Below are 24,555 nucleotides of genomic sequence, written 5' to 3'. Positions count from 1 at the left end.
CCATGACGATCCCGCCCGACACCAAGAACTGGACCTGGGTTCTCGAGCGTCCATGCGCCGACTGTGGATTCGATGCCGGTGCTGTCGAGTACGAGGACATTCCCGGCCTGGTTCGCGCGAATGCGGCGGCCTGGCCCGCGGTGCTGGCGCGGCCGGACGTGGCCGTGCGGCCGGACGAGCACACCTGGTCGGCGTTGGAGTACGCCGCGCACGTGCGGGACGTCTTCAGGATCTTCCTGCAACGCCTGGAGCTGATGCTCGCGCAGGACGACCCGCACTTCGCGAACTGGGATCAGGACGAGACCGCCGTCGCCGAGCGCTACGGCGAACAGGACCCGGCGAGGGTCGCGGCCGAGCTCGGTGCGGCCGCGACCGCCGTGGCGGACGCGTTCGCGGCGGTGTCGCCGGCGGAGCGGGGCCGACGTGGGCTGCGCAGCGACGGATCCGCGTTCACGGTGGACTCGCTCGCGCGCTATTTCGTGCACGACCCGATCCATCACCTCCGCGACGTCCGAGGCTAACGGACGCCCGTCCAGTTCGGGGCTAGGATCGGCGCTCGGGGCAGATGTGGGAGTCCCGCGTGTCGTCGCCGGAACACCCTTTGTACTGGTCTTTTCGAACTTCGTTAGAGCATGGCACGAAATCCTTCTAGAACGTGTTCCAATTTGCCGAGTTTCAGGATATCGTGTCCGCTGTGATCACCGTCACCTCGATCACATATAGCGGACGCGGACGAAAGGCCGGAACGAAATGAAGACAAAAGGCGCGCTGTTGTGGGGTCTCAACGAGCCGTGGTCGGTCGAGGAGATCGAGCTGGGTGATCCCCGCGAGGGCGAAGTCCAGATCCGCATGGAGGCGGCCGGTATGTGCCACTCCGACTATCACATCGTCACCGGTGCCACCCCGATGCCGTCGTTCCCGGCGCTGGGTGGGCACGAGGGTTCGGGCGTCGTCACCAAGGTCGGCCCGAACGTGAAGCGGCTGAAGGAGGGCGACCATGTCGTGCTGTCCTTCATTCCGGCCTGTGGCGCCTGTGACCCCTGTACGCAGGGACACCAGAACCTCTGCGACCTCGGCATGGGCCTGCTGTCCGGACAGTCCATCTCCGACGGCTCGTTCCGCATCCAGGCCCGCGGTCAGAACGTCATCCCGATGTCGCTGCTCGGCACGTTCTCTCCCTACATGACCGTGCACGAGTACTCCGCGGTCAAGATCGACGAGCACATCCCGTTCGAGGTCGCCGCGCTCGTCGGCTGCGGCACGACGACGGGTTGGGGCTCGGCGACCAACGTCGCGCAGGTTCGCCCCGGCGACTCCGTCGCGATCGTCGGCGTCGGCGGCGTCGGCATGGCCGCGCTGCAGGGCGCGGTGGTCTCGGGCGCGCGCCACGTCATTGCCATCGACCCGGTCCCGTTCAAGCGCGAGCAGGCCCTCAAGTTCGGTGCCACGCACGCCTACGCGAGCCTCGAGGAGGCCATCGTTCCGGTCATGGAGCTGACCTGGGGCAAGATGTGCCACAAGGTCATCCTCACCATGGGCGAAATGGACGGCGCGATGGTGGATCCGGCGCTGACCCTGACCGCCAAGGCCGGCACCTGCGTCGTGACCTCGATGGGCAACATGTCCGACATGGACGTGAAGATGAATCTCTTCCTCTTCGCGATGCTGCAGAAGACGCTCAAGGGCAACGTCTTCGGTGGCGCCAACCCGCGTCACGAGATCCCGATGCTGCTCGACCTGTACAAGTCGGGTCAGCTCAACCTGCAGGACATGATCTCCAACACCTACAGCCTCGAGCAGATCAACGAGGGCTACCAGGACATGCTGGACGGCAAGAACCTGCGCGGCGTCATCAAGTACACCGACGCGGACCGCTAGTCACACCTCCACGGCGCCGGGCAGCTCAGTCGAGCTGCCCGGCGCCGCTGTCTATCCGGTCAGCCACTCGTCGATGAGCCCGGCGACCCGGTCCGGCGCGTCGAGTGGGACGAACGCGCCGCAGTCGTCGAGGATCTCGAGCCGGGCGCCCGGGATGTCGGCCGCCAGCCTGCGCCCCAGCTCCAGGCCGAAGACGCGGTCGTCGGCGCCCCAGATGAGCAACGCGCTGCCCGTGAAGGTGCGCAGCTGCCGCGCGGCGTCCAGGGTGTGCGAGGCGTCGATCCCCGCGAAGAACGTGACGGTGTCCCGGCGCAGCATGGGATCCCGCAACGGTCGGGTCCAGCCGGCGATCACCTCGTCGCCGGGCCCACGATGGCTGAGGGGACGAGGTATCGCGAACCGTCGTGCCGCCCGCAGCCGCATGAGCTGACCGCCGAGGGCGAGGACGCCTGGCACCTTGCCGAGCGCGAAGAAGGCGCGCAGCGATCGGGGCGGAAACTGCTCGTAGGCATCGCAGGCGGTGAGGACCAGCGTCCGCACCAGATCCGGATGGCGGGCGGTCAGGATCTGGCTCAGGCCGCCGCCGGTGTCGTTGCCCACCACCGTGACCCGGCTGAGCCCGAGCTGCCCGACCACCTCGGCGGCCAGGTCGGCCAGCGCGGGCGGATCCAGATCGGCGCCGGGGTTCATCGGCCGGGTGTGCGAGCCGAGGGGGAGCGTCGGCAGCAGGCACCGGTATCCGAGCGCGGCGGCCCGGGCGGCGACGCCGTCCCAGAGGTGACTGTCGACGAGCGCGCCGTGCACGAACAGCAGCGGGCTGCCGGTCGGGGGGCCGATCTCGCGCAGGTGTACCGGGCCCGCGGTGGTCTCGATCCAGCGTTCTGTTTCCAGGTTGGTGCCGCTCTGCGTCATGTCGGACTCCTGTATTGAAAGTGGATTCAATAGTGGCTTCGACGGTAGCCTCTGTTGAACGTCATTTCAATAGCCCTCGAGCCCCTAGAGTGAGCGCGACCGAGGGGAGTGGCGCCGATGCCCGAACAACGCACCCGGCTGACGACCGAGCAGCGTCGCAGCGAGCTGATCGAGGCGACCCTGCGTGCGCTGTCCACCCGGGAGCCGGAACGGCTTTCCGTGCAGGAGATCTCGGCGGAGGCCGGGGTGTCCGTCGGGCTGCTGTACCACTACTTCGGCGGCAAGGACGCGCTCGTCTTCGCGGCGATGGAGTCCGCGGCGGACAGGATGATCGCGGACCTGACCGCGGCCACCGGTGAGGGACCCCTGCTCGGCAGGCTGATGGCCGGGCTCGGGGCCTACCTCGATCACGTGCAGCTGCACAGCGTCGGCTGGCAGGCCTTGATGCGGGCAGGCGGGAGCTCGGGCCTCGCCGAACTCGGTCGCCGAGTGGACGCGGCCTCGTTCGAGCTGATCCTCGACGCGCTCGGCATCGATACGCCGAGCGAGATCGCGGTCATGGTGATCGAGGGCTGCCTGGCGTTCGAGAAGGCCGCGTGCCTGCGGTGGCTGGCGAGCGCGGACGTCGAGCGGGCGGTGCTCGAGCAGGTGCTGGCCGGGACGTTCCTGGCCGCACTCCAGTCCGCCTCGGGCGCGGATCCGGCCGTGGCGGCCGGGCTGGCCAGGCTGGCGGAGGGCTGAGCGCGGTCTCGTAGGCTGCACGGGTGCACAGCCTCGATGCGATCGAACACTGGCCCGTCGACCACGCCGCGGTGGCGGTGATCGGTCCGGACGGCAGGATCGGCGCGGCCGGGGACCAGGACCGGGTGTTCGCGCTCGCCTCGGTGACCAAGCCGCTCGTGGCGTACGCCGCGCTGGTGGCCGTCGAGGAGGGCGCGATCGAGCTCGACCAGCCCGCGGGGCCGCCCGGCGCCACCGTGCGGCACCTGCTCGCACACACCTCCGGGCTGGCGTTCGGCGAGCCGACCGTGCAGAGCGCGCCAGGGACCAAGCGGATCTACTCCAGCGCCGGATTCGAGGTGCTGGCCGACCTCATCGCCACGGAGACCGACATCGCGTTCCCGGATTACCTGCACGAGGCGGTGTTCGCCCCGCTCGGCATGTCGGCGTCGATCCTCGACGGTCCGGCGGGGCACGGCGCCCGTTCCAGCGCGGCCGACCTGGCGCGCTTCGCCCGGGAGCTGCTGAGTCCGACCCTGATCTCGGCCGAGACGGCGCGGGAGGCCACCGGGGTCCAGTTCCCCGGCCTGGACGGACTGTTGCCCGGCTACGGCGTCCAGCGGCCCAACGACTGGGGGCTCGGCTTCGAGATCAAGTCCGGCAAGGCGCCGCACTGGACCGGTGCGACGAACTCGCCGTCGACCTACGGCCACTTCGGTCAGTCCGGGACCTTCCTGTGGGTCGACCCGGACCGCTCGATCGCGTGCGTCGCGCTCGCCGACCGGGCCTTCGGTGACTGGGCGAAGGCCGCCTGGCCGCCGCTGAGCGAGGCCGTGCTGGCCGAGCTCGCCGGCGCTTGATCACACCAATCCCTTCTATAACTGGCGCAACAGGGGGCGCACAGGGCACACTGGTGACGCAAATCGCGCGACAGGCACAAATGAGGTCGTTGGGGAAGACGTCCCTCGTCTGAGCCGGAGGTGCTTGTGCGCGCGTTGAATCAGTTCGCCGATGCGACGAGTGGTGTGCTCTACGTGCATTCGTCGCCCGCCGCGGTGTGCCCCCACGTCGAATGGGCGCTCACCGCCACCCTCGAGAGCCCAGCCAACCTCAAGTGGACCTCGCAGTCCGCCGGGGCCGGGCTGCTGCGCGCGACCAGCAACTGGGTCGGGCCGGTGGGCACCGGCGCGCGACTGGTCACCGCGCTGCGGTCCTGGCCGATGCTGCGGTTCGAGATCACCGAGGATCCCAGCGACGGCGTCGACGGCGAGCGGTTCAGCCACGTCCCCGGGCTGGGACTGTGGCGCGGCGCGATGAGCGCGAACGGCGACGTGATCCTCGGCGAGATGCGGCTGCGCGCGCTGATGCAGGCACACGGCAGCACGGGCGAACTGGCCTCCGAACTCGACACCGCGCTCGGCACGGCCTGGGACGAGGCGCTCGAGCCGTACCGCAGCGGCGGCGAGGGTGCCGAGGTGACCTGGCTGCGCAGGCACGTCGGCTAGGGCGCGTCCCCAACCCTGTTCCTGGCGTCGAGCAGCTCGTCCAGGTGCTCGCGGGACCAGGCGCAGGCCGCCGCCATCGGCTCGAACAGAGAGCGGCCGAGCGCGGTGAGCTCGTACTCGACCCTGGGCGGGATCTCGGCGTAGGCGGTGCGGGTGACCAGGCCGTCGCGCTCCATGGCCCGCAACGACTCGGTGAGCACCTTCGGGCTGACGGTGCGCAGCGGCACCTGGAGCTCCGAGAACCGGCGCGGGCCCTCGCGCAGGCAGGTGATGATCCGCGCGGTCCACTTGTCGCCGATCCGAATCGGGGCGGGACCGGTCGAGCAGCCCTCGAACATGTCGGGCTCCAGAGGCTTCGTCACCTGGTCAGCGTAACTATCGTTGCGGTAACCGGCACCCTGCTCGCTACCTTCGCGTCGTCGGCCGGCGATCGTGCCGGCCCCGTCGAACGGAGCCACCCATGAGCAGGATCATCATCTTCGGAGCCGGTGGGCGTGCCGGACGTCGCGCGGTCGCCGAGGCCGTCGCACGCGGTCACCGGGTCACCGCGGTGGTCCGCGACCCCGCGCGGTACCCGGAGCTCGCCGCGCTCGGCGCGGATCTGGTGGCAGGCGATGCCACCGACGCCGACAGCGTTGCCGCTCTCGCGGCCGGCCACGACGCGGCGATCAGCGCCGTCGCCCGGATGGATCTGCCGTCGTCGGAGTTCTATGTCGCGGCCGCCGAGGCGCTGCTCGATGGCCTCGGCCGGGCGCTGGTGGGCCGGATGCTGGTCGTCGGGATCGGCACGCTGCTCGAGACCGAGCCGGGCGTCCGTGTGCTCGATGCGCCCGGCTTCCCCGATGAGGCCAGGGAGTTCTCGCTCGGTCACGCGGCCGAGCTCGAGGTGCTGCGCGGCGCCGACACCGATGTCGACTGGCTGATGCTGGCACCGCCGCCGGTCGTCCTCGACGAGGTCGCCGGGCGCACGGGGGAGTACCGGATCGGCGGTGGCACCGTGCTTGCCGACGCCGCCGGGGCGCGGCCGTTCTCGTACGCGGACCTCGCCGTCGCGCTGATCGACGAGGTCGAGCGTCCGAAGCACAGCCGAGAACTGGTCGCGGTCGGCTGAGGGTGCCCGGCGAGGGGGAGGTTCTCGGGCTCTCGGCGTGACGGGCGCCTGAGAACCAACCCCTCGGGAATGGATGCGCCGCGGGCGGCGTTGAACCAGGCGGTCGTCAGTTTTGTGTGTTTGTGTTTACCGCACGCTCGCAAGAACTCAAGTTGCGTGCGCTCTGTTTGCCTTCAGGAATCTGGAGACGCCGAGTCTCGAACCGGCCCGGGGCACCACACGGTGTGGGTCCCGTCATCCCAGCCCTGTAAGGAGCAAATATGAGTCAGGGCTTCGGCTTCATCTCGCGCACCGACGGACCGGATCTCTTCGTGCACTTCTCCGAGATCCAGGGTTCCGGTTTCCGGAGCCTCGAGGAGAACCAGCAGGTCGAGTTCGAGGTGACCGAGGGCCCGAAGGGCCCGCAGGCCACCGCTGTTCACGTGCTCTGAGCCACCCGTTCAGCGAGAAGGGCCCCCGACCTCAGGTCGGGGGCCCTTCTCGTCTCTCGTGCGGATCAGAGCGGGATGTTCTTGTGCTGACCGCGGCCGGCCGGGGCGGCCGCCAGCGCGGCGGTGACCCGGCTGCGGGTCTTGGCGGGATCGATCATCTCGTCGACGACGCCGATCGAGATGGCGCGGCTGACGCCGCCCGCGATGGCCTCGTGCTCGGCGGCCAGGCGATCGTGCAGTGCCTCACGCTCCTCCTCCGGGGCGGCGGCCAGCGCCCGCTTGTGCAGGATGCCGACGGCGGCCTTGGCACCCATCACGGCGACCTCGGCGTCCGGCCAGGCGTAGACGGCGGTGGCGCCGAGTGCCCGCGAGTTCATCGCGATGTACGCGCCGCCGTAGATCTTCCTGGTGACCACGGTGACGCGGGGGACGGTGGCCTCGGCGAACGCGTGCAGCAGCTTGGCGCCGCGACGGACGACACCCTCCCACTCCATGCTCACCCCGGGCAGGTAACCCGGGACGTCGACGATGACGACCAGCGGGATGCCGAACGCGTCGCAGAGCCGGACGAAGCGCGCGGCCTTCTCGGCGCTCTCCGAGTTGAGGCAGCCGCCGAGGCGCAGCGGGTTGTTGGCGATGACGCCGACGGTGCGACCGCCGAGGCGACCGAGACCGGTGACGATGCTGCGGGCGTAGTTGCCCTGCAGCTCCTCGAGGGTCGACTCGCCCTCGACGTTGTCGAGCAGCTCGTGCACGATCGGGCGCACGTCGTAGGCGCGCTTGGCCGACTCGGGCATCAGCGCGCGCAGGTCGGTGTCGCCGTGCTCGGCGGCCGCCTGGTCGAAGGTGCCCTGGTCGCAGAACATCGACACCAGGCGGCGCGCTCGATTGAGTGCATCCAGCTCGTCGGTGGCCGCGATGTGCGCGACGCCCGACTTTTTGGTGTGGGTGTCCGGGCCGCCGAGGGACTCCATGTCGACCTGCTCGCCGGTGACCGAGCGGACCACGTCGGGGCCGGTCACGAAGACCCGTCCCTCGGGCGCCATGATCACGACGTCGGTGAGCGCCGGGCCGTAGGCGGCGCCGCCGGCGGCGAAGCCGAGGACGACGGAGATCTGGGGGACCAGGCCGGACGCGCGCACCATCGCCTCGAACACGAGGCCGACCGCGTGCAGGGCCTCCACGCCCTCCGCGAGCCGCGCACCGCCGGAATGCCAGATGCCGACGATCGGGGACTTCTCGTCGATCGCGGTGTTGATCGCGTTCACGATGTGCTTGCAGCCCTCGACGCCCATTGCGCCGCCCATGACGGTCGCGTCGGAGCAGTAGGCGATCGTGCGAACTCCGTCGATCTCGCCGGCAGCGGCGAGCACACCGGACTTGTCACGATCGTGCAGCGGGACGGTGGTCCCGGCGTCGAAGAGGTTCTCGAGTCGCGCCATCGGGTCGCGGGGATCGAGCTGGGCATCGGATCGGGTGATCGGGGCCAAGATGGTCATCGCTTGTCCTCCTTGTACTGGCCGCCTGCGGGCGGTAGTCGGGGTGGGGGCCCCGGGGTGCGAGGCCCCCACCAACGAGCTATTCCGACCGGTCAGGCTCGGCCGAAGGCGAGCGCGACATTGTGCCCACCGAATCCAAATGAATTGTTGAGCGCGAAGTCGATCTGGCCGTAACGGGGTTCACCCTTCACGACATCGAGATCGATCTCTGGATCCTGGTTCTCGAGGTTGAGCGTGGGCGGAATGACTCCGTCACGCACAGCCAGGACCGTGAGCACGGCTTCGAGCGCACCGACGGCGCCGATGGAGTGCCCGAGAGCTGACTTCGGTGCGTACACCGCAGCGTGGCCACCGACCGCGGACTTGATGGCCAGTGCCTCGGCCGTGTCCCCGATCGGCGTCGCCGTGGCGTGCGCGTTCACGTGGGTGATGTCGGACTTCGCCAGACCTGCGGTCTGGATCGCCCGAGCCATCGCACGGGCCGCGCCCGTGCCCTCGGGGTGCGGCGCCACGATGTGGTAGCCGTCCGAGGTGATGCCCGCGCCCATCAGGCGTGCGTGGATGGTGGCCCCGCGCGCCTTGGCGTGCTCCTCGGTCTCGAGGACCATCAGAGCCCCGGCCTCGCCGAAGACGAAGCCGTCGCGATCCTTGTCGAAGGGACGCGAGGCGGCCTTCGGATCGTCGTTGCGTGAGCTCAATGCCCGCATCATCGCGAAACTCGCGATCGGCACGGGATCGATCTGGCCCTCGACGCCACCGGTGACGACGATGTCGGCGTCACCCATGATGAGCATCCGGTATGCGTGCGCGATCGCTTCCGAGCCCGACGAACACGCCGAGACGGGAGTGATCACGCCTGCGCGGGCGCCGAGCTCGAGCCCGACGACCGCGGCGGGACCGTTCGGCATCACCATCTGCACTGAGAACGGCGACACCTTGCGGTATCCCTGGGTCTTGATCTTGTCGACGGCGTCGATCAATGCCTCGCCGCCCCCGAGTCCGGTGCCGAGGACCACGCCGAGCCGGTCCTTGTCCACCTCGGGGCTGCCCGCGTTCTGCCACACCTGGCGGCCGAGCACGAGAGCGAGTCGCTCCACGAAGCTCATCCGCCGGATCTCGACGCGGGAGAGTGCATCGTCGGGGCTCACCTTCAGGTGCCCGCCGATGCGGACGGGAAGGTCGTACTCCGCGATGAACGGATCTTCGAGGACGTCGATCCCGCTCTCGCCTGCGAGCAGGCCCTTCCACGTGGCATCCACGTCACCAGCGATCGACGTCGAGGCCGCGAGGCTGGTGACGACGATGTTGGGGAAGTTCCTGGTGGAAGTCACGGGCGAGCTCACTCCTCGTTCGCGGAGTCGAGCTTCGCCTTGACGGCGTCAGCGGCGTCGCCGCCCTCGGCCTCGAGCTTCTGGATGTAGCTGACGGCGTCGCCGACGGTGCGCAGGCTGGCGAGATCCTCGTCGGGGATCTTCACGCCGTACTTGTCCTCGGTCTGCACGGCGATCTCCACCATGGAGAGCGAGTCGATGTCGAGGTCGTCGACGAAGGACTTCTCGATGGTCACCTCGGACGGCTCGATGCCGGTGACCTCCTCGATGATCTCCGCGAGTCCGGCAATGATGTCTTCCTGGGTGGTGGCCACTTCGTGGCTCCCTTCTTGTTTGGTGTTACTTGGGTCTGGCCTTGGCCGGTCGGCAGACCGGCCAATGTGGTGTGTGGTCCTGCTGCCGGGGGACTAGGGCCGCAGGATTGCGGCGGGCCTCATCCGAGTCCGGTGAGCTCGGACAGTGCCGGGATGTCGTCCGGCGTCTTGAGCGCCAGCGTGGGGGTTCCCTTCATCTCCCGCTTTGCGATACCCACCAGGGTGCCGGCCGGGGGGAGTTCGGCGATCGCCGTGACCTGGGCCGCCCGCAGCGATGCGGTGCACAGGTCCCAGCGCACGGGCCTGGTCACCTGGGCGGCCAGCTTGGCCAGCGCGTCGGCGCCGGAGGTGACCGGCTGACCGTCGGCATTGGACAGTAGCGTGCGCGTCGGATCCGAGGGGCTGATTCGGGAGGCCGCCTCGGTCACGGCTTCCTGGGCAGGCGCCATGAACGCGGTGTGGAACGCACCTGCCACCGGCAGGGCCCGGACGCGGGCCTTCTCCGGCGGCGCGGCCGCGAGTTCCTCCAGGGCGCTGAGCAGGCCGGCCGCCACGATCTGGCCGGCCGCATTCCGGTTCGCCGGCTCGAGGCCGAGCTCGGCCAGTCGGGCCAGGACGATCTCTTCGTCGCCGCCGAGCACCGCGGACATGCCGGTCGGCTCGAGCGCGCAGGCCTTGGCCATCTCGGAGCCGCGGAGCGCGGCGAGCGCGACGGCGTCGTCCGAGGAGATCACGCCTGCGATGGCGGCCGCGGCCAGCTCACCGACCGAGTGGCCCGCGGCGATCAGGTCCGCGGGGACGAGTCCGCGGCGCTCGAGCTCCTCGAAGGCGAGCAGCGCGGCGGCGACCACGAGGGGCTGGGTGACCGAGGTGTCGGTGATCTCGTCGGCCGTGGCGGTGGTGCCCAGGCGTTGGAGGTCGAGGCCGGAGGCCTTCGACCAGATGGAAATGCGGTCTGCAGTGCCCGGCAGCTCCAGCCAAGGGCTGAGCATGCCGGGGGTTTGGGAGCCCTGACCCGGGGCAAGCAACGAAATCACAAGATAAGGGAACACTGTCCAGCGGCATGTGGGTGATGTTTTTGACCATCAACCTTGGACAAGTGTTTTGTAGGGTTTCCACAAAATCGCATGTGGGGAACTCGCATCGGAAGTGGACGGCGGAACGTTACAAGTCGATCGCACGGTTTGTGAAGAATGTGATTGGTGTGACTGGATGAGTTGTTTCGTGACTGGCTTGAGCCAAACGGCCCACCGTTGACGCGACCCTGAGCACGTACGCGTCGCGCGGGTTCATGGGGTCGCGGCCGGTGATCTCGCTGATCTTTTTAAGTCGATACCGGACAGTGTTGGGGTGCACGAACAGCTTGCGGGCACAGGTCTCGACGGCGGCGCCACAGTCGAGATAGGTCTCGAGGGTGTCGGTCAGCGCGGACCCCGCGGCGGCCAGCGGCCGCACGAGCAGATCGATGAGCGAATCGAGGGCCGCCCTGTCGCCGAGCAGGGCCCGCTCGGGCAGTAGTTCGCCCGCGTGGACCGGCCGCGGGGCACCCCGCCAGCCGGCCACCGCCTCCATGCCTGCGAGGGCTTCGACCGCGCTGAAGTGTGCGGCGCTGAGGGTGCGGGTGGTCGGCCCGATCACCACGGGGCCGTCGGAGAAGTTGGTGAGCAGGTCCGTCATGAACTGATCGCCGTAAGGGTCCTGCATGTCGCCGCTGACGACCATCACCAGCCGGGAGCCCTGCACGACGGCGAGCGCGGCCCGCCCGTGCTTCTGCGCGATCGTGTGAACGGTGCCGACCACCGACACGCCCTGGTCGGGCGGCGGGGTGCCGACGAGGACGGTCGCGGGCGCGGTCGCGTCCCAGTTGAGTGTCGCTGCGCGGGAAAGCATGTCGGAGCCGGTGTCGCCGCGGACCACCGCGTCCACGACGAGGGCCTCCAGCCGGGTGTCCCACGCGCCGCGGGACTCGGCGGCGCTGGCGTAGACGGAGGCGGCGGCGAACCCGAGCTCGCGACCGTAGCGCAGCACAGCCTCGGTCAGGGCGATGAGCTGTTGTTCGTTCCGGGCAAGCGCGGGCAGCCACTGCTCGAAGAACTCCATCGCCACGCGCACCATGTCGACGGTCTGGCGCAGGGTCAGCCTGCGGGCCAGGTCCTGGGGGATGACCTGGAAGGCCTCCATGCTGAACCGGATGTCGCCCTCGGGGTCCTTGAGCCACTCGAGGAAGTTGACCACCGCCGTCTGCACGAGCAGTTGCACGCTCGCCCGCTGGTCGGCGTCGAGGTCGCCGACGAACGGGAGCTGGTCCTGCATCGAGGTGATCGCCTCGGTGGAGAGCCGGCCGGAGAACTGCTTGACCCGGCGCAGCAACGCGTCGGGCAGGGGGTCGCGGGGCTGACGCTGCCTGCCGAAAACCGGCACGCCCGCCGCCTGTGCCCCGTCGTCGGTGGAGCCGTCCACCGGGGGTTTCTGCTCGCCCATAGTCTCGAAACTTACGCGCACCGTGACCTCAGGCGCCCGGGGGCGCGATATGCGCGCTTCCCGAGCGCCTGATTTGTCAGGTGTCTATAAACACTCGTGCACAGATAGTCGTCAGGCGCTGCCCGGGTCCTTCAGCGACTTCGGCGCCGCAAGGACGTCGTCGATCCGGTAGTGCCGGGCCGCCGCCGCCGGGGTGTTGTGCTCGAGCTTGCCCTCCTTGGCGAGGCCGGCCAGCACCGCGACCACGATCGACTCGGCGTCGACGTTGAAGTAGCGCCTGGCCGCGGTCCGGGTGTCGGAGAAGCCGAACCCGTCGGTGCCGAGCGTGGTGTACGCGCCGGGCACCCACTGCCGGATCTGGTCCGGGACCGCCCGCATCCAGTCCGAGGCCGCCACGAACGGGCCCTCGGCGCCTGCCAGCGCGGTGGACACGTACGGCACGGCGGCGGTGGCCTGCGGGTTCCGCAGCGCCTGTCGCTCGCACTCGACGCCGTCGCGGCGCAGCTCGCCCCACGACGTGACCGACCACACGTCCGCCGCGACGCCCCAGTCCTCGGCCAACAGCTGCTGGGCGCGCAGGCCCTCCGGCATGGCGACGCCGGAGACCAGGATCTGCGCGCGGGGTCCGGTGCCCGTGCTCTTGCTGTACAGGTAGATGCCCTTGAGCAGGCCCTCGACGTCGAGGTCCTCCGGCTCCGCGGGCTGCACGTACGGCTCGTTGTAGATGGTCAGGTAGTAGAAGACGTTCTCGCCGCCGAACCCTTCCTCGCCGGGCGTGCCGCCGTACATCCGGCGCAGACCGTCCTTGACGATGTGCGCGATCTCGTACGAGAACGCCGGGTCGTAGGTCACCGCGGCCGGGTTCGTCGACGCCAGCAGCAGCGAGTGTCCGTCGGCGTGCTGGAGGCCCTCGCCCGTGAGCGTGGTCCGGCCCGCGGTGGCGCCGAGCACGAAACCGCGGGCCATCTGGTCGGCGGCGGCCCAGAGTCCGTCACCGGTCCGCTGGAAGCCGAACATCGAGTAGAAGATGTACAGCGGGATCATCGGCTCGCCGTGGGTGGCATAGGAGGTGCCGACCGCGGTGAACGAGGCGGTGGAGCCTGCCTCGTTGATGCCCTCGTGCAGGATCTGGCCGATCGAGCTCTCCTTGTAGGCGAGCATCAGGTCGGCGTCGACGGAGGTGTACAGCTGGCCGTTGCGGTTGTAGATCTTCAGCGACGGGAACCACGAGTCCATGCCGAACGTGCGGGCCTCGTCGGGGATGATCGGCACGATCCGCTTGCCGATCTCCTTGTCGCGGAGCAGCTCCTTGAGGACCCGCACGAGCGCCATGGTGGTGGCGATCTCCTGCTTGCCGGAGCCCTTCCTCAGCGAGTCGTAGGTCTTGTCCTCGGGCAGCGCCAGCGGCGCGACGTCGGTGCGGCGCGAGGGCAGGAACCCGCCCAGCTGCTTGCGACGGTCGAGCATGTACTGGATCTCGGGGGCGTCCGCGCCGGGGTGGTAGTACGGCGGCAGGTACGGGTCCTTCTCCAGCTCGGCGTCGGAGATCGGGATCCGCTGCAGGTCGCGGAACGCCTTGAGGTCGTCGAGGGTGAGCTTCTTCATCTGGTGGGTCGCGTTGCGGCCCTCGAAGTGCTTGCCAAGGGTGTAGCCCTTGATGGTGTGCGCCAGGATGACGGTCGGCTGGCCCTTGTGCTGCAGCGCGGCGGCGTACGCCGCGTGGATCTTGCGGTAGTCGTGCCCGCCGCGCTTGAGGTTCCAGATGTCCTGGTCGGACAGGTCCTTGACCAGTTCCTTGGTGCGGGGGTCCCGGCCGAAGAAGTGCTCGCGGACGTATCCGCCGTCGTTGGCCTTGTAGGTCTGGTAGTCGCCGTCGGGAGTGGTGTTCATCAGGTTGACCAGCGCGCCGTCCTTGTCGGCGTGCAGCAGCGCGTCCCACTCGCGGCCCCAGACGACCTTGATGACGTTCCAGCCGGCGCCGCGGAAGAACGACTCCAGCTCCTGGATGATCTTGCCGTTGCCGCGGACGGGGCCGTCGAGGCGCTGCAGGTTGCAGTTGACGACGAACGTGAGGTTGTCGAGGCCCTCGGTGGCGGCGACGTGGGCCAGGCCCCGCGACTCCGGCTCGTCCATCTCGCCGTCGCCGAGGAAGGCCCAGACGTGCTGGTCGGAGGTGTCCTTGATGCCGCGATCGTTCAGGTAGTGGTTGAACCGGGCCTGGTAGATGGCGTTCATCGGGCCGAGGCCCATCGACACCGTGGGGAATTCCCAGAAGTCGGGCAGCAGTCGCGGGTGCGGGTAGGACGGCAGCCCGCCGCCCGCGTCCGCGTGGCTGTGTTCCTGGCGGAAGCCGTCCATCTGCTCGGCCGGGATCCGGCCCTCGAGGAAGGCACGGGCGTAGATGCCGGGGGAGGCGTGACCCTGGATGAAGATCTGGTCGCCGCCGCCGGGGTGGTCCTTGCCGCGGAAGAAGTGGTTGAACCCGACCTCATAGAGGGCCGCGGAGGACGCGTAGGTGGAGATGTGGCCGCCGACGCCGACGCCGGGGCGCTGCGCGCGGTGCACCATGACAGCGGCGTTCCAGCGGATCCAGGCGCGGTAGCGGCGCTCGACCTCCTCGTCGCCGGGGAACCACGGCTCGTTCTCGGTCGGAATGGTGTTCACGTAATCGGTGGAGGTCAGCGCGGGGATGGACACCCGGTTCTCGCCCGCGCGCTCGAGCAGTCGCAGCATCAGGTAGCGGGCGCGCGCCGGTCCCGAGTTCTGCAGCAGGCCGTCGAAGCTGTCCAACCACTCGGTTGTCTCGTCGGGATCGATGTCGGGGAGATATGAGGCCACCCCCTCACGAATCACGCGGACGCGGCCGTCGCCGCTGGGTGCGGGCTGCTGCGCTGGCGAGAATTGGTCCTGGGTGGGCTCGGACAACGTATGACTCTCCTTCATCGGGGAGGACGCTCGGTGCGGCGCCCAATCCATGCGAATCGCCTGTGTGACGGCGGTCCGCTTTACGCGTGATGGTGATCTGGCTCAATCCTGCCGTATTGCCCGGCGAGGGGCGACGGCGAGTCACAATCGGGTACGTCACAAAATCTTTGTTCGGTTTTTCGGTGGCGTCGGCTTGCGCGAGAGCCGTTCAACCTGTTCGCTTTCACTACTGATCCACACGGACCGGGTGCTGGAGGTCTCAGCCCCGACAACAAAAGGAGGACACCACCGTGGTCGCCGCGGCGGACGCCCAGAACTATGCCCAGAAACTCGGCATCACCAATGACATGGCTGTTCAGGAACTGGGTTGGGACGAGGACACCGACGATGCGCTGCGCGCATCCGTGGAGGAGACCATCGGTGGGGAGCTCCTCGACGAGGAATCGGATGAGGTGATCGACGTGGTCCTGCTGTGGTGGCGGGACGGCGACGGAGACCTCGTCGACGCACTCATGGACGCGATCGGCCCCCTGGCCGACGAGGGTTTCGTGTGGGTCCTCAGCCCCAAGACCGGACAGCCTGGCCATGTCGAGCCCAGCGAGATCGCCGAATCGGCACCGACGGCGGGTCTGACCCAGACCTCGGCGGCGAACCTCGGCCTGTGGAGCGGCAGTCGGCTGGTGCAGCCGAAGGCCCGCCCGGCCAAGCGCTGACAGCACTACTCCAGAAGGAACCCCCATGCCTCTCGACGTCGGTGCGATCGCTCCCGATTTCACCCTCAAGGACCAGAACAACCAGGAAGTCTCGCTCTCGGACTACCGAGGTAAGAAGAACGTCCTGATCGTGTTCTATCCGCTCGCCTTCACCGGTACCTGCCAGGGTGAGCTCTGCAAGGTCCGGGACGGTCTGCCGAAGTTCGAGAACGACGACGCCGCGGTGCTCGCGGTCTCCGTCGGTCCGCCGCCCACGCACAAGATCTGGGCGGCGGAGCAGGGGTACACCTTCCCGTTGCTGTCGGACTTCTGGCCGCACGGTGCGGTGGCCCAGGCCTACGACGTGTTCAACGACAAGGCCGGGTTCGCGAACCGCGGAACCTTCGTCGTGGACAAGGAGGGCTACATCCGGTTCGCCGAGATGAACGGCCCCGGAGAGGCCCGTGACCAGGCAGCTTGGGAGAATGCGCTCGCCGCGCTAGATTCCTGAGTGCAATTCGGCGGGAAACCGTCGGATTTCGGGCGTGTAGCTCAGTGGTAGAGCTCTGGTTTTACACACCAGCGGTCGGGGGTTCGAAACCCTCCGCGCCCACCGCGGTGCCGGCAGGCGAGTGGCCAAACTCGCTGTCGGACAGCAAGAAGCCCCCCGCCTCGACGAGGCGGGGGGCTTCTTGCTCGTGGGAACCGAGTCGACTGGTCAGGAACCCAACGGGAGATTGCCGAAGACGAAATCCTCCAGGCCCAGCCCGCTGAGAATGCCCAAGTCGGTTGACCCTGCCGAGCCGAGGGGGTTCCCCTGTCGGTGCCAGGGGGTGCAGCCGACGGAGTCGAGCCGGTCGCCGGCCTTCAGATCGACGATTCGGTACGTGAAGTCAGTACTGTTGCTCGGCGGATTATCGCCGTCAGGGGTCATGACAAAACGGCAGGTCCCGTTCGTGCTGTCCGTGATGCGGGAGTAGTACGACCCCGGCTCCACGTCGACGCCGGCCACGTAGGGGTGGCCGGTGGTGCCGGGAATGCTCACCGGGAGCGCGCTGGCGACGCCTGCGGTGCCGATGGTGAGGCCGGCGGCGGCGATGGTGGCGCCGATGATTCCTGCGGATCTACGCACTGTGGTTTCTCCTGGTGGGTTTTTGGAGTGAACCAGAACACGTTAAAGGCTTCGTGATGATCCGGTCATGAAAGTCGGCAGTTCTCCTACTTTCGACTAGTGGTCAGCCGCCGTACTCCGAACTCCACCAGGCGCCCTCGGCCGCGAGCCGATCGGCCACGACCTGGGGCATCACGGAGCAGCTCTTCGGCTCCCCGAGAGGCGGGTGGTCGCCTGCCGAGTCGGTGATGCCCACCGTCGCGACCGCTCCCTCCCAGCCGCCCATCTGGCTGATCCGCTGCGGCAGCTTGTTCCGGGCATTGGCGACCGTGCTGGCCACCAGCCATGTCCCGTCGCTCTCGACGTCGACGCCGCCACCCGGCGCCCGTCGGGCGTCTTCGCCGAGCGGCAGGAGGCCGGCAATTGTTGCTGCGTCCCATGGGTTGCTGTCCCACGGCGGACGGTTGAAGTAGTACCAGCTGGCGGAGCAGACGCCGTACAGGTTCGGCCCGAACTGGGCGTAGTTCAGGTACAGCTCGAGCTGCCGCTGGTCGCCCATGAGGTTGAAGGGCCAGGACAGCACGGCCTCCACGCCCTTGCGGAATACCCTCGTTCCGACCCACTCGCCTCGGATGAGGAACATGTTCTTCACCAGCTGCTGGGGGATGGTCGAGCCCGAGAGATCTTCACCGGACTCGAGATAAGTCTCGGTCCGATCGATGAAGTCGCTCATGTGGAACGGGCCCATGCGCGTGCCGAGCTCGGCGTCCTCGTGGGCGAGCACGGACGCGATGTAGTGCCTGCTGATGTGGTCGAGCGAGACTTCCTGGAAGACCGTGTCGCCCGGCGCGCTGTCGGTCAGCATGAACATCGTGCGCGGCGGCGTCCACACGCGGTAGATCACGGGCGTCACCACGAGCCATACGACGAATCCGATCACCATCCACTTCGTCCACCGGCGCCAGGCGGGCTTCCGGGACGGGGGTGTCGTGCCGTCGGGGAGTTCCGGCGTAGGGGGGAGCGGAGGCGTCGGAGTCGGAGGCAGCGGAGGCGGCGGCCAGACCGGAGCCTGCGGCTTCGCTCGTTGGTACTTCCAACTCGACTGGGGAGGTGGCCCGTACGGCGCAAGGTTGTCCGGCCGCGGGGTATCACGCGGGAGTGCCGGCCACGGCCGCCGCGATGTCGCGGCACTGTACCGAGGCTGGGGTCGGGGAATCGGACGGTTCCGGCCGTCGCCGAGTCGTTTGTTCATGGTGCGTGGAGGGCGTGAACGCGCCTCAGTTCCCGTCCGTGACGGTCAACCCGTGCTGGACGAAGCTCCGGTCCGCAGGCACCCTGAGGGCCGCACGCTGCTCGCCTTCGACATGGCCCTCAGCGGCGCACCGCGCGTATCTCGTGAACACACCTAAAGGTTACCGAAACAATCAGGTTGTCAATTGTGAGCTTCTGCCGGTTCCGCGCTGAGGGGCCGAGGCGAGCGCGGGCGTAGCATCGGGTGTATCGGGTGCACCTCGAACGCGGCATTTTCGATCGCGTCGTCTCCGATTGGAATGAACCTGGCCGGTTCGCGGCCAAGGCAGGAGCGTCAGTCGTGACGCTGAATCATACGAGCCCGTCCCTGGGCCATCGCGATGCCCGTCAACCCCATGCGCGGCGGATACCAACGCTGCGGCTGCGGTTGAAGCCACGGCGTGCAGCCCGGGGGTTCGTCGATGGAGCGTGGTGGCCCAGGTCACCCGACTTGGCCACCGAAGTCCCCGGGCTACTGGCGGTGCTCGGCATTCGCCTCGGCCGGATCGACCGAGTGGTCTACAACATAAACGGGTGGGCGAAGGCGCCCGCGCGGATCCGCAGTGGGGGACACGAAGTTCGATTGGACGGCTACCCGTTTCAGCCGGTCAACACCCTGTACGTCGTCGGCGCGAACAGGAAGAGGATGGCGCTGCTGGTGGTCCCGCCCTACACAGAGCCCGACTACGCGCACGCGACCATGATGACCGCCGCCAAGCCGAACAGTGCGACCACGGCGGACGACCTGTTGATGGTCGGGGTACGCGAGGCGTTCCAGCTTGCCGCCCAGAATCGCTGGGATTCGGAAGGTGGGGCTGGGAAGGTGCGTCGACCATGATGCGCGACGGGATCCGAAGCGTCGGGAATCACTTCGACATGGGTTCGCGACTGCACGAGACCAATGGCCGCCAGCCCTTTGAGCCGGCAACCCGCACATCGCGCATCCTCCTTCGGGCTCGAGGCGCGCCTTCCGGCCTGGTCGACGGCGCGTGGTGGCCGCGGACCACGAACCTGACGTTGGAATTGCATGACGTGATCAGCGCTGTCGCAACACATCTCGGTCGCACAGTCCGGGTTTCCTTCGCTTGGAATCCGCGCAGTGTCACACAACGCGGCCTCGATCGACACGATGGAGTGCTCGTCTGCGGCCCGGTGGACGGTCAGCCACAGAACGTCATGTACCTGTTCGGGGCCGATGGGTCACGGCTGGCGTTGCTGGTCGTCCCGCCGGACACCGAGGCGGACTGTGCCTATGCGGCGATGCGGCTTGCCGTGGGTGCATCCGAGGTGTGACGTCTTCGCCGGTCGGTCAGGCGATCTGATCGGTCCGCTCGGTGGGCGCGCCGTAGAGGTCGTCGAGGAGTCTCTCGCGAGCACCGGCCCGTCGGAGGCTCTCGAGCAGATCCGGCGACCGCAGCAGGTACGAGGTCTCGCGGAGGGCTTCGTAGTGAGACCGTGAGATCAGGACAGCGCTGCCGTGCTTGCCGCCGATCTCGATCGCGGCGGACTCATCGTTTGCCCTCCGGATCAACTTCTTCAGTCGCTTCCTCGCGGTCTTCACCTTCATTGCGGCCACAGCGCATCTCCATTCCCGACGGATCTGACTCGTGAATCCTGCCACCACGTGGTGGGGTTGAACGCATTTCTATGCCCCGGACACTCCCAAATTCTGTTCCGCCGTTCGAAATGCCTCGTCTTTCGCGCGGACTAGGGTCACGGTGTGCGTCTGATCAACATCATCCAGTCCTGGCGGCTCGTTCCCGTGTGGCTGCGCATCCTGCTGCTACTCGCCGGCGGCGCCAAGGTGTGGGGAGCCGGGATCTACGCGGGATGCCACTTCGGCGGTAAGGACATCCGGATGGGCGTGGGCACCTTCGTGAACCGGGGCGTGTTCTTCGACGGGACCGCGCCGATCACGCTCGGCAGGCAGGTCGCGGTGGGGCACCAGGTCGCGTTCATCACCAGCACCCACGAGATGGGCCCCGCCGACGGGCGCGGGGGGCGCGTCTACGACCTACCGATCGTCGTCGGGGACGGCTGCTGGATCGGTGCGCGGGCGACCATCTTGCCCGGCGTCACCATCGGGCCCGGCTGCATGATCGGCGCGGGCGCGGTGGTGACCAAGGACTGCGAGCCGAACGGCCTCTACGCCGGGAATCCGGCGCGGCGGGTACGGGACCTGCCCGCCTGATCGCGGATACCCGCACGCGGGCTTCGCGTTTCGTGCGCCCCGCGGCGCGCGAAGCGTGGGGCGGCGCGCACTCACGCCGCCCCACGTCTCGGGCACTACTTGTCGCAGGCGATGCCGTCCTTGTCCCGATCCAGTTTGGGGCTGTAGCCGGGGTCGCCCTTGTACATCGGGGCCGCTCCGGCCGCGATCGCGTCCTCGCACGATGAGAACTTGCCCGACGGAGAAGGTGCCTCGACGAGCGGCTGTGGCTTCGTGATCACCGGCGTCGGAGCGGGCCTCCGTTCCGAGGTATCCGGAACGTAGGCGGGCGCGGGTGCGGCGCCGGGCGGACGGGTGGTGACGGGGGCTGGCGCGTTGTAGGTCGTCGGCTTCGGTACCTCGACCAGCGGCGCCGGCTTCACGGGCGCGGGCACCGACGAAGAGCGGGCGGGCGAGGTCGCGGGCGTGGACGGGCGTGCCGTCGTCGTGGGCACGGTCCTCGAGATGGTGGGGGAGGAGGCGGGTTCGCTCGTCGCCGAGCCCATGACGCCGGCGGTGACGGCGAGCACCGCCACCGCGACGGCGCCTGCCGCAAGGAGCGGGACGGTCTTCGACTTCTTTTTCGCCGCGGGCTCCGGCTCCGGTTCGGGTTCCGGCTCGGCGGGGATGACCGGGATGAGGGTGGTGGCGGTCGAATCCGGCGGCACGGGACGCGTTGTCAACGTCCATTCGTCGCCGTTCCAGTACCGCTGGAACTCGGTGGCCCCGCTCGGGTCGGGATCGGGGTACCAGCCGGGAGGGGGTCCGCCGGGGTTCGTCATGGGTGGTGATACTCCTTTTGGGATGTGTGCCCGCAATGAGTATCAGACGGGGTGGGCGGCATCGACATTCCCCCGGCCCGTGACTGTTCGCCGACGTACGCTTGACCGATGAAGATGGGGCAGGTGCTGACGCTGGTCGGGCTCGCGGTGCTGGCCTTCGGCCTCGGGCTGGCGGCGGCCCGGCTGGAGAGCGTGGGCTGGACCATCGCGCTCGGACTGCTGTGGCTCGTCATCGCCGCGGGCGCCCTCGCCCGGATCCGCCGCAGCGGCTGACCGGTCAATTACCTTCCAGCTGGACCGAATCCGTGCGCCCGTCGCAGGGCGGCCCCCACAATCCCGCGCCCGAGGCACGTGCCTCGCTCTCGGCCCGCGCGATCTCCTCGGTCAGCCGACCGGTGCTGCGGCCGTAGGCATACGCCTTGGCCATCCCGGCTCGGACGGCGGCTGTCCCGTAGTCGGAGCCGTCGGGCAGTGTCAGGTGGGCGAGGGTGCGGCCGTAGTCGTCGACGGCGTCCGCACGGGGATCGATCGTGACCTGCACCGCGGCGCCGTCGAGCGTGGCGCGGGCGTAGGAGGTGGACTCGGGTCCCCAGCATCCGACGGTGTATCCCGACTTCACCGTCTCGGGGGTGTCGATGCCCAGCACCCGGACCGTCAACTCCCCGTCGCCGTCACGCACGCGCACGGTGTCGCCGTCGTACACGTACTCGACCGTCATCGTGCGCGGATCGACGGGCCCGGCGGGCTCGGTCACCGTCCACCGGTTCGACGCCGCCAGCGCCACCCCCACCGCGAGGACGGCCCCCGCGCACAGGGCGAGAATCCACTTCCGCCGGGGCGCAGGGGCGTTCATCGGTCCGAGCCTAATCGGCGAGCACCCGGCGCATCACCGGTCGAGCCAGGAGCGCGCTGGCCAGCACCAGGGCGATTCCGGCGGCCAGCGTGACGCCGAGCTGCAGCAGCGCCATCGGGCTGGTCACGATGGCGGCGCCGGTGAGCGGGAACAGGAACAGCAGGGCGCCGCCCGCGCCCGCCAGCGCCATCACCACCACCGGGGTGCGGACCTGCCGCATGCGGGCCCGGTCCATCACCTCGGGCGGCGTGCCCGCCAGCGCGAGGCTGCGGTAGAGCTGCCGGTTGTCCAGGATCGTGGATACCTGGGTGAGCGCCGAGGAGATCGCGGCGAGCGCGAAGGTCGCGCCGAGGGTGAACAGCACACCGGTCCGCAGGTCCGCGAAGATGAACTCCTGACCCGGCTGGAGCTCCTGGCCCTCGCCGTTGCCGATCGCGGCGAGCAGCGAGGTGCCTGCCGCCACGAAGCTGGCCATCGTGACGCCGCTGACGGTGCGCCACACGGATTTCGGGTTGTCGAGCACCCGGCGCGCGGCGATCAGCGAGGCGGCGTCCCTCGAGCGGGCGAGCATGATGCGGCCCAGCAGGGAGATCACGAACGGGCCGATCAGGGCCACGACGCCGAAGCAGACCGCGAGCCCGATCAGGATGGCTGCGACGCCGGGCGCGCCGCCGCCGACGGCGGTCCAGCCGAACAACACCGCGGCGGCGAGCGCCGCGATGAGTGCCTTGGGAGCGGGCCGGGGATTGCCCTGTGCGACACCGAGCGGGCTGACGAACACCTGCCGCATGCCGAGCATCGAGGTGAGCGCGGCCAGCGCCGTCATCCCGAGCACGACCCCGAGCAACGGCAGGGTGCCGACCCAGAGCTCGGCGAGGTCGAAGGTGCGGCCCTGGAACCGCAGCTGCGCGACCAGCGGCATCGCGGCTAGGTAGCCGACCACGCCGATCAGCGCGCCGACCAGGCCCTGCGCACCGGATTCGGCCGAGCACAGGGCCACGATCTGGCGCGGGGTGGCACCGATCAGCCGCAGCGCGGCGAGCCGCTCGTCCCGGCGGCGCGCGCCGAGTCGTGCCGCGGCGAGGCCGAGGGTCACGGCGGGCACCACCATGAGGACCGAGGCCACGCCCGCGAGGGCGAGGTACATCTGCGCCTCCGGCTCGTCTGCGCGGCCGTCGAAGGCGCCGTACCCGCCGAGGACCGTGAGCAGCAGCGCGGTGGAGGCGGCGAAGGCGGTGACCGGAAGGGTATAGGTGCTGATCGCCTTTCGGCCCTCGCCCCGCACCGTCAGCAGGGCGACGCGGGCGGTGGCGCTCACGCCGCCACCTGCTGCGCGACGAGGGAACCGGCCTGCATCACCAGCGTGCGGTCGCACCAGCGGGCCACCTCGAGGTCGTGGGTGACCACCACCAGGGCGGATCCGATCTGCTGTGCCGATTCCCGCAGCAGGCGCATCACCTCCCAGCTGGTCTGCGCGTCCAGCGCGCCGGTCGGCTCGTCCGCGAACAGCACCGAGGGTTTGGTCGCCAGGGCCCTGGCGATCGCCACCCGCTGCGACTGCCCGCCGGACATCTGCCCCGGCCGACGGTCCTGCAGTCCGTCCAGCCCGAGCGGCGCGAAGAAGGTGTTCGCGGTGGCCTTGGCGTCACGAATGGAGGCGCCGTTGAGGATCAGCGGCAGCGCGACGTTCTCGATCGCGGGCAGTTCCGGGAGCAGCTGCCCGGACTGGAAGACGAAGCCGAAGGCCTCGCGCCGGAGCCGGCTGCGGTCGTTCTCGCCGAGGTTCTGGATGTGCTGCCCGGCGAGCAACACCGCGCCTGAGTCCGGCTTGACGATCCCCGACATGCAGTGCAGCAGCGTCGACTTGCCGGAACCCGACGGGCCCATGATCGCGGTCGCGGTGCCTGCCTGGATCTCCAGGCTGACGTCGCGGAGCACTGGGGTCGGCCCGAAGGACTTGCCGAGTGCGTGCACGGACAGGACGGATGGCGGGGTCGGGATGGTCATGGTTCCACCGTCGCGGACGCGGGGTGCCCGCGTCATCGGACCGCGGCCCGATTCTCGCTGCCGTCGGGTCATGCCCAGGTATGACCCGACCCGGAGATCACCCCGACGAGGCAAGGTCAGCGGGTGCCGGGACCCACGGTGTCGAAGGCCTCCGCGAGCAACTCGGCGATCACGTCGTCGATCTGGTCGGCGGCGGTGAAGAACATGCGATGGGTCCAGACCTTCCTGGTCGTCGCGAACGACTCGCGAAGCCGCGGATGCTCGACGCGTCGCAGCAGGTCGATCGCCACCTCCAGCCTCGACGAGACGATGAATGCCGTGGCGAACACCCGGGCACGTGCCCAAGCGACTTCGCTCGGGTGCACTCGCTCGTCGACGTCACCGAGCGCGAGCACCCGGTCCCGGAACAGGTACAGCAACTCCACCGCGGCATCGTCGAGGCCCGCGGCGTACTCGTCGACGTCACCGGTCATGGGTCGACGGTAATCGGCGGTCGGTGCGGTT

29 protein-coding genes and 1 tRNA gene are annotated in these 24,555 nt (G+C 69.0%); 14 read left to right on the top strand and 16 right to left on the bottom strand.

The features are described from left to right. Nucleotides 1-2: 2 nt before the first annotated feature. Both FCG67_RS12335 and FCG67_RS12330 read left to right on the top strand, forming a co-directional pair. The gene (locus FCG67_RS12335; RefSeq protein ID WP_136910081.1) at nt 3-521 is read left to right on the top strand and encodes a DinB family protein; all 519 of its coding nucleotides are present in this window, start codon (nt 3-5) and stop codon (nt 519-521) included. Nucleotides 522-750: 229 nt separating this feature from the next. Beyond that, the gene (locus FCG67_RS12330; protein ID WP_136910080.1) at nt 751-1,878 is read left to right on the top strand and encodes an NDMA-dependent alcohol dehydrogenase; all 1,128 of its coding nucleotides are present in this window, start codon (nt 751-753) and stop codon (nt 1,876-1,878) included. 51 nt (nt 1,879-1,929) lie between these two features. On the opposite strand, the gene FCG67_RS12325 is transcribed toward FCG67_RS12330, so the two are convergent. Beyond that, the gene (locus FCG67_RS12325; RefSeq protein WP_136910079.1) at nt 1,930-2,790 is read right to left on the bottom strand and encodes an alpha/beta fold hydrolase; all 861 of its coding nucleotides are present in this window, start codon (nt 2,788-2,790) and stop codon (nt 1,930-1,932) included. 117 nt (nt 2,791-2,907) lie between these two features. Here FCG67_RS12325 and FCG67_RS12320 point away from each other — a divergent pair, with 117 nt between their 5' ends. The 3 genes from FCG67_RS12320 to FCG67_RS12310 all read left to right on the top strand — a co-directional run bounded on the left by FCG67_RS12320 (nt 2,908) and on the right by FCG67_RS12310 (nt 5,015). Further along, complete coding sequence (locus FCG67_RS12320) at nt 2,908-3,531, top strand: TetR/AcrR family transcriptional regulator (RefSeq protein WP_136910078.1); 624 nt, start codon at nt 2,908-2,910, stop codon at nt 3,529-3,531. 23 nt (nt 3,532-3,554) lie between these two features. Further along, entirely contained in the window at nt 3,555-4,370 is an 816-nt protein-coding gene (locus FCG67_RS12315) for a serine hydrolase domain-containing protein (RefSeq protein ID WP_136910077.1), read from the top strand. 126 nt (nt 4,371-4,496) lie between these two features. Next, complete coding sequence (locus FCG67_RS12310) at nt 4,497-5,015, top strand: DUF3145 domain-containing protein (protein WP_136910076.1); 519 nt, start codon at nt 4,497-4,499, stop codon at nt 5,013-5,015. On the opposite strand, the gene FCG67_RS12305 is transcribed toward FCG67_RS12310, so the two are convergent. Further along, nucleotides 5,012-5,377: a winged helix-turn-helix transcriptional regulator gene (locus FCG67_RS12305; protein WP_136910075.1), complete on the bottom strand. Its 366-nt coding sequence runs from the start codon at nt 5,375-5,377 to the stop codon at nt 5,012-5,014. The genes FCG67_RS12310 and FCG67_RS12305 overlap by 4 nt on opposite strands. Nucleotides 5,378-5,475: 98 nt before the next feature. On the opposite strand from FCG67_RS12305, the gene FCG67_RS12300 reads away from it, so the two are divergent. Together FCG67_RS12300 and FCG67_RS12295 are read left to right on the top strand one after the other, a co-directional pair. Continuing rightward, nucleotides 5,476-6,126: an NAD(P)-dependent oxidoreductase gene (locus tag FCG67_RS12300; RefSeq protein ID WP_211243181.1), complete on the top strand. Its 651-nt coding sequence runs from the start codon at nt 5,476-5,478 to the stop codon at nt 6,124-6,126. A 260-nt stretch (nt 6,127-6,386) separates the two neighbouring features. Then, nucleotides 6,387-6,557: a cold-shock protein gene (locus tag FCG67_RS12295; protein ID WP_136910074.1), complete on the top strand. Its 171-nt coding sequence runs from the start codon at nt 6,387-6,389 to the stop codon at nt 6,555-6,557. 65 nt (nt 6,558-6,622) lie between these two features. Here FCG67_RS12295 and FCG67_RS12290 read toward each other — a convergent pair whose 3' ends face one another. The 6 genes from FCG67_RS12290 to aceE form a co-directional block, all read right to left on the bottom strand. Then, on the bottom strand, nt 6,623-8,056 hold the full coding sequence (locus FCG67_RS12290) for an acyl-CoA carboxylase subunit beta (protein WP_136910073.1): 1,434 nt from the start codon (nt 8,054-8,056) through the stop codon (nt 6,623-6,625). Between the two features lie 92 nt (nt 8,057-8,148). Next, nucleotides 8,149-9,399, bottom strand: coding sequence for a KasA/KasB family beta-ketoacyl-ACP synthase (locus FCG67_RS12285; protein ID WP_136910072.1), 1,251 nt, complete (start codon nt 9,397-9,399; stop codon nt 8,149-8,151). Then, entirely contained in the window at nt 9,396-9,701 is a 306-nt protein-coding gene (acpM, locus tag FCG67_RS12280; RefSeq protein ID WP_077041999.1) for a meromycolate extension acyl carrier protein AcpM, read from the bottom strand. Before acpM ends, FCG67_RS12285 begins: the two co-directional genes overlap by 4 nt. A 119-nt stretch (nt 9,702-9,820) precedes the next feature. Further along, nucleotides 9,821-10,738, bottom strand: coding sequence for an ACP S-malonyltransferase (locus FCG67_RS12275; protein WP_136910071.1), 918 nt, complete (start codon nt 10,736-10,738; stop codon nt 9,821-9,823). Between the two features lie 127 nt (nt 10,739-10,865). After that, complete coding sequence (locus FCG67_RS12270) at nt 10,866-12,182, bottom strand: PucR family transcriptional regulator (protein ID WP_136910070.1); 1,317 nt, start codon at nt 12,180-12,182, stop codon at nt 10,866-10,868. A 111-nt stretch (nt 12,183-12,293) separates the two neighbouring features. Further along, entirely contained in the window at nt 12,294-15,158 is a 2,865-nt protein-coding gene (gene aceE, locus FCG67_RS12265; RefSeq protein ID WP_211243180.1) for a pyruvate dehydrogenase (acetyl-transferring), homodimeric type, read from the bottom strand. Nucleotides 15,159-15,397: 239 nt separating this feature from the next. On the opposite strand from aceE, the gene FCG67_RS12260 reads away from it, so the two are divergent. The 3 genes from FCG67_RS12260 (at nt 15,398) to FCG67_RS12250 (ending at nt 16,412) form a co-directional block, all read left to right on the top strand. Next, complete coding sequence (locus FCG67_RS12260) at nt 15,398-15,820, top strand: DUF3052 domain-containing protein (RefSeq protein WP_136910069.1); 423 nt, start codon at nt 15,398-15,400, stop codon at nt 15,818-15,820. A gap of 25 nt (nt 15,821-15,845) precedes the next feature. Further along, complete coding sequence (locus FCG67_RS12255) at nt 15,846-16,310, top strand: peroxiredoxin (protein WP_097212084.1); 465 nt, start codon at nt 15,846-15,848, stop codon at nt 16,308-16,310. Nucleotides 16,311-16,340: 30 nt separating this feature from the next. Next, nucleotides 16,341-16,412 (top strand) — tRNA-Val (locus tag FCG67_RS12250). Nucleotides 16,413-16,517: 105 nt separating this feature from the next. Here the strand turns inward: FCG67_RS12250 and FCG67_RS12245 are convergent. Further along, on the bottom strand, nt 16,518-16,931 hold the full coding sequence (locus tag FCG67_RS12245; protein WP_136910068.1) for a hypothetical protein: 414 nt from the start codon (nt 16,929-16,931) through the stop codon (nt 16,518-16,520). A 103-nt stretch (nt 16,932-17,034) separates the two neighbouring features. After that, nucleotides 17,035-17,853, bottom strand: coding sequence for a transglycosylase domain-containing protein (locus tag FCG67_RS12240; RefSeq protein ID WP_169310505.1), 819 nt, complete (start codon nt 17,851-17,853; stop codon nt 17,035-17,037). Between the two features lie 735 nt (nt 17,854-18,588). On the opposite strand from FCG67_RS12240, the gene FCG67_RS12235 reads away from it, so the two are divergent. Together FCG67_RS12235 and FCG67_RS12230 are read left to right on the top strand one after the other, a co-directional pair. Continuing rightward, a complete protein-coding gene (locus FCG67_RS12235) occupies nt 18,589-19,038 on the top strand; it encodes a DUF5994 family protein (protein ID WP_425467833.1) in 450 nt (149 codons plus the stop codon). Continuing rightward, nucleotides 19,035-19,493 (top strand): DUF5994 family protein, encoded by a 459-nt coding sequence (locus FCG67_RS12230; protein ID WP_246045027.1) that lies wholly within the window; start codon nt 19,035-19,037, stop codon nt 19,491-19,493. Before FCG67_RS12235 ends, FCG67_RS12230 begins: the two co-directional genes overlap by 4 nt. Before the next feature lie 16 nt (nt 19,494-19,509). Here the strand turns inward: FCG67_RS12230 and FCG67_RS12225 are convergent, their stop codons facing one another. Then, nucleotides 19,510-19,767, bottom strand: a complete 258-nt coding sequence (locus FCG67_RS12225; RefSeq protein WP_136910286.1) for a type II toxin-antitoxin system Phd/YefM family antitoxin — start codon at nt 19,765-19,767, stop codon at nt 19,510-19,512. Nucleotides 19,768-19,920: 153 nt separating this feature from the next. On the opposite strand from FCG67_RS12225, the gene FCG67_RS25560 reads away from it, so the two are divergent. Continuing rightward, nucleotides 19,921-20,391, top strand: coding sequence for an acyltransferase (locus tag FCG67_RS25560; protein WP_136910066.1), 471 nt, complete (start codon nt 19,921-19,923; stop codon nt 20,389-20,391). Between the two features lie 95 nt (nt 20,392-20,486). Here FCG67_RS25560 and FCG67_RS25180 read toward each other — a convergent pair whose 3' ends face one another. After that, complete coding sequence (locus FCG67_RS25180; RefSeq protein WP_211243179.1) at nt 20,487-21,191, bottom strand: excalibur calcium-binding domain-containing protein; 705 nt, start codon at nt 21,189-21,191, stop codon at nt 20,487-20,489. Between the two features lie 108 nt (nt 21,192-21,299). On the opposite strand from FCG67_RS25180, the gene FCG67_RS24955 reads away from it, so the two are divergent. Then, entirely contained in the window at nt 21,300-21,464 is a 165-nt protein-coding gene (locus tag FCG67_RS24955; RefSeq protein WP_169310504.1) for a hypothetical protein, read from the top strand. Nucleotides 21,465-21,468: 4 nt separating this feature from the next. Here FCG67_RS24955 and FCG67_RS12210 read toward each other — a convergent pair whose 3' ends face one another. The 4 genes from FCG67_RS12210 to FCG67_RS12195 all read right to left on the bottom strand — a co-directional run bounded on the left by FCG67_RS12210 (nt 21,469) and on the right by FCG67_RS12195 (nt 24,524). Continuing rightward, complete coding sequence (locus tag FCG67_RS12210) at nt 21,469-22,044, bottom strand: thermonuclease family protein (protein ID WP_246045026.1); 576 nt, start codon at nt 22,042-22,044, stop codon at nt 21,469-21,471. A 10-nt stretch (nt 22,045-22,054) separates the two neighbouring features. After that, nucleotides 22,055-23,362 carry an FtsX-like permease family protein gene (locus FCG67_RS12205; protein WP_136910065.1) on the bottom strand — a complete coding sequence of 436 codons (1,308 nt, stop codon included), beginning with the start codon at nt 23,360-23,362 and terminating at the stop codon, nt 22,055-22,057. Continuing rightward, on the bottom strand, nt 23,359-24,051 hold the full coding sequence (locus FCG67_RS12200) for an ABC transporter ATP-binding protein (RefSeq protein ID WP_211243178.1): 693 nt from the start codon (nt 24,049-24,051) through the stop codon (nt 23,359-23,361). The genes FCG67_RS12205 and FCG67_RS12200 overlap by 4 nt, the downstream gene beginning before the upstream one ends. Nucleotides 24,052-24,167: 116 nt before the next feature. Next, nucleotides 24,168-24,524, bottom strand: a complete 357-nt coding sequence (locus FCG67_RS12195; protein ID WP_136910063.1) for a DUF5655 domain-containing protein — start codon at nt 24,522-24,524, stop codon at nt 24,168-24,170. Nucleotides 24,525-24,555: the final 31 nt, after the last annotated feature.

Source organism: Rhodococcus oryzae (genome assembly GCF_005049235.1).
GTDB lineage: Bacteria > Actinomycetota > Actinomycetes > Mycobacteriales > Mycobacteriaceae > Rhodococcus_G > Rhodococcus_G oryzae.
Note: the sequence above shows the minus strand (reverse complement) of the source record. Positions and strands in the feature narration are given on the sequence as shown.

Coding starts and splice junctions, on each gene's coding strand:
- FCG67_RS12335 (WP_136910081.1), top strand. CDS start 3: ATGACGATCCCGCCCGACACCAAGAACTGGACCTGGGTTCTCGAGCGT.
- FCG67_RS12330 (WP_136910080.1), top strand. CDS start 751: ATGAAGACAAAAGGCGCGCTGTTGTGGGGTCTCAACGAGCCGTGGTCG.
- FCG67_RS12325 (WP_136910079.1), bottom strand. CDS start 2,790: ATGACGCAGAGCGGCACCAACCTGGAAACAGAACGCTGGATCGAGACC.
- FCG67_RS12320 (WP_136910078.1), top strand. CDS start 2,908: ATGCCCGAACAACGCACCCGGCTGACGACCGAGCAGCGTCGCAGCGAG.
- FCG67_RS12300 (WP_211243181.1), top strand. CDS start 5,476: ATGAGCAGGATCATCATCTTCGGAGCCGGTGGGCGTGCCGGACGTCGC.
- FCG67_RS12295 (WP_136910074.1), top strand. CDS start 6,387: ATGAGTCAGGGCTTCGGCTTCATCTCGCGCACCGACGGACCGGATCTC.
- FCG67_RS12290 (WP_136910073.1), bottom strand. CDS start 8,056: ATGACCATCTTGGCCCCGATCACCCGATCCGATGCCCAGCTCGATCCC.
- FCG67_RS12270 (WP_136910070.1), bottom strand. CDS start 12,182: ATGGGCGAGCAGAAACCCCCGGTGGACGGCTCCACCGACGACGGGGCA.
- aceE (WP_211243180.1), bottom strand. CDS start 15,158: ATGGATTGGGCGCCGCACCGAGCGTCCTCCCCGATGAAGGAGAGTCAT.
- FCG67_RS12255 (WP_097212084.1), top strand. CDS start 15,846: ATGCCTCTCGACGTCGGTGCGATCGCTCCCGATTTCACCCTCAAGGAC.
- FCG67_RS12240 (WP_169310505.1), bottom strand. CDS start 17,853: ATGGTGATCGGATTCGTCGTATGGCTCGTGGTGACGCCCGTGATCTAC.
- FCG67_RS12230 (WP_246045027.1), top strand. CDS start 19,035: ATGATGCGCGACGGGATCCGAAGCGTCGGGAATCACTTCGACATGGGT.
- FCG67_RS12225 (WP_136910286.1), bottom strand. CDS start 19,767: ATGAAGGTGAAGACCGCGAGGAAGCGACTGAAGAAGTTGATCCGGAGG.
- FCG67_RS25180 (WP_211243179.1), bottom strand. CDS start 21,191: ATGACGAACCCCGGCGGACCCCCTCCCGGCTGGTACCCCGATCCCGAC.
- FCG67_RS24955 (WP_169310504.1), top strand. CDS start 21,300: ATGAAGATGGGGCAGGTGCTGACGCTGGTCGGGCTCGCGGTGCTGGCC.
- FCG67_RS12210 (WP_246045026.1), bottom strand. CDS start 22,044: ATGAACGCCCCTGCGCCCCGGCGGAAGTGGATTCTCGCCCTGTGCGCG.
- FCG67_RS12200 (WP_211243178.1), bottom strand. CDS start 24,051: ATGACCATCCCGACCCCGCCATCCGTCCTGTCCGTGCACGCACTCGGC.
- FCG67_RS12195 (WP_136910063.1), bottom strand. CDS start 24,524: ATGACCGGTGACGTCGACGAGTACGCCGCGGGCCTCGACGATGCCGCG.